The sequence below is a fragment of the Streptomyces sp. NPDC058701 genome (genome assembly GCF_042715295.1).
GTDB lineage: Bacteria > Actinomycetota > Actinomycetes > Streptomycetales > Streptomycetaceae > Streptomyces.
This window is the reverse complement of the sequence record NZ_JBHXSY010000013.1, coordinates 168,252-170,665: the sequence shown is the minus strand read 5'-3', so window position 1 is coordinate 170,665 and position 2,414 is coordinate 168,252. Positions and strand designations below refer to the sequence as shown.

The window sequence follows — 2,414 nt, the reverse complement described above, 5'->3', positions numbered from 1 at the left end:
CCCCCCCCCCCCCCCCCCGCCGGGCACGGCAGACCGGTACTCCCCCGGCACCGGCGCTTGAGCAGCCGGATCCGGGCACGGATTCCGGACGGCAGCGCCGCCCCATCTCCGCGGAACGGCGGCCCCGGCCGCTCCCCTTCGCGGGCGTTACCGGGCCCCCGGTCCTCCCCCGCTGCTCCCCTGCGGTGCCGCCGCCCGCCCGGTCCTCGGGCGGCCGACACGCACCGGAGCCCGTCCTGCCGGTTCGGTCACGACCGCGTCAGGGGGTTGCGCGATGTCGGCGGCGGGCGCCCCGTGGCCGGCCCCGCCCCGGGCGGCCGACCTGCACAGCCTCCCCAGGGACCGGTAGAAGCGGTCCGGCAGGAACACCGCGTCCGCGACGACCATCGCACCCGAGAAGAGCGGCAGCCCCATCAGCACGGCGATGCCCACGTGCATGCCCAACAGCATGCACAGGACCGGATACTTGAGCCTGCCGAACAGGACGAACGGGAAGGCGACCTGGAGCAGCACGGTGAGGTAGCAGGCGACGGCGATCAGTACGTGGTGACCGTCGATCAGCTGGGAGAGGCCGGGCCAGGGCCGGAACAGGTCGAGGTTCAACACGTAGTGCAGAGCGGTCCCGTTGCCCCAGGAGCCGCCCTGGACCTTGTAGAGCCCCGCGGATCCGTAGAGAAGGCACACCTGGACCGCGATGACGAACATGCCGCAGTTGTGGAGCACCGTGGTCAGGAGCGTGCGCGCCGTCTCCAGTTGACCCCGCAGCGCACCGGCTCGGGCATCCCCGGTTCGGACCTCCGGCTCGGCGCGGATCGCCCGTAGGCGGGCCCGGCGCGCGTCGAGGGACCAGCGGCGGCCGCAGGCGGTGCAGACGAGGTACAGGGACATGAGGAGGATGAGGTTGTCCCCTCCGTCCGTCATGAAGATCGCCCGCGCGTGGAAGGACGCCACCACGAGCGCGAACAGCACCGACATCGCCCTGGTGTGCCAGCCGAGCATGAACAGCAGGGAGATGAGGAGGGCTGCCGCGTAACACAGCTCGAAGTACGCCCCGTTGTCCGAGAGGGTGAGAAGGCTGACCCAGCCGGTCTGGTCGAAGAGCTCCTCCGCCAGGGCCGGCGTCCACGGTGAGCCGGGCCCCCAGATCACGTCCCGGTGCGGGAACTCGCGCAGCAGGAAGACCAGGTAGAGAAGTCCGTAGCCGATGCGGAGCACTGCCGCGCCGTAGAGGGCGACCGGTCGCTCCGTCAGGGCGGCGTGCAGCGCGTCGATGCGGCGGGTGACTCCGCGCGGCGCGCCCTCGTGCGCCGTTGTCCGCCGCTTCTCAGTTTCCACGGGGAACCGCCTTCCACCAGGGGAGGTACCGCACGTCAACGGGCCGGGAGGCGGTTGCGGCGGGACGGGGGCCGGCCGCCGGGGCGGGGGCGATGGGCAGGGTGGTCACGCGGAGTTGGAGGGACTCGAACGCGCCGTGTCCCCGGGCGGCGACACGGTCGGCCGCGATGTTGCGCAGGTACTCCTGCATCATCCGGGCGCGCTGCGAGTGCGGCCGGTCATCGGTGCCGTGTGTTTCCAGGTAGGAGGTCCAGGCCCGGCGCAGCATGTTCTGCGTCGTGTGGCTGGGGATCACCTGGTGTGTGACGGCGGCGTTGTCCACGGCGGTGAGGTCGACCCATCCGCTGACCCGGACCGTGCCGTTCCCGGCGGTGTGCAGGGTCCTGGCCGAGATCTGGCGGTTGACCGACTCCGGGTCCGGCGCGAAGAGCCGCCAGTTCTGTTCGAACAGGGGGAAGACCCACGCGTGGACCTGGCGGCCGTACAGGTGTGAGACCGGGTTCGGGGGCGCCACATGGAGGAACACGAGGACCACGTGGACCAGGGCCGTGGCCAGACACACGACCACCGTGGCTCCCACGCCTGCCTTCAGCGCGGTGGGCGGGCCCGACCCCGACCGGTTCTCCGCCCGTTCCCCCGGCCCGGTTCCACGGTCCACGGACGTGTCCGTCACGACGCCGTCCGTCACGACTGCGCCGCCGTCCGTTGCCGGCGTGTCCGGGCGATCCGTACCGACTGCTCCCATCGGCCTCTCCTGAGCTCTCATCGGTGGCGCGCGGCGGATTCGAACGACTCCCCGCCGCGCGCCCCTGGTACCGCTCACATGGTCCGGCGGACGCCCGGAGCGCTTGGTCCCGCTCCGGGAGCCGCCGTCCCGTCGGACGGGCTTCGGCTACTCGCCGCCACCGCGCTTGCCGCCGTGGTCATGACCCTTGTCGTGGCCGGGTCCGCCGTCGTGGCCGTGGTCGTGGCCCGGCTTCCCGCCGTGGCCGTGGTCGTCGCCGTGGTCGTGACCCGGCTTTCCGCCGTGGTCGTGACCCGGCTTTCCGCCGTGGTCGTGACCCGGCTTTCCGCCGTGG

2 protein-coding genes are annotated in these 2,414 nt (G+C 72.3%); both read right to left on the bottom strand.

The window, feature by feature from the left end; genetic code table 11:
* Positions 1-147: 147 nt before the first annotated feature.
* The gene (locus ACFWW8_RS17000; RefSeq protein ID WP_386529430.1) at positions 148-1,335 is read right to left on the bottom strand and encodes an HTTM domain-containing protein; all 1,188 of its coding nucleotides are present in this window, start codon (positions 1,333-1,335) and stop codon (positions 148-150) included.
* On the bottom strand, positions 1,325-2,008 hold the full coding sequence (locus ACFWW8_RS16995; protein WP_386529427.1) for a DUF5819 family protein: 684 nt from the start codon (positions 2,006-2,008) through the stop codon (positions 1,325-1,327). Before ACFWW8_RS16995 ends, ACFWW8_RS17000 begins: the two co-directional genes overlap by 11 nt.
* Positions 2,009-2,414: the final 406 nt, after the last annotated feature.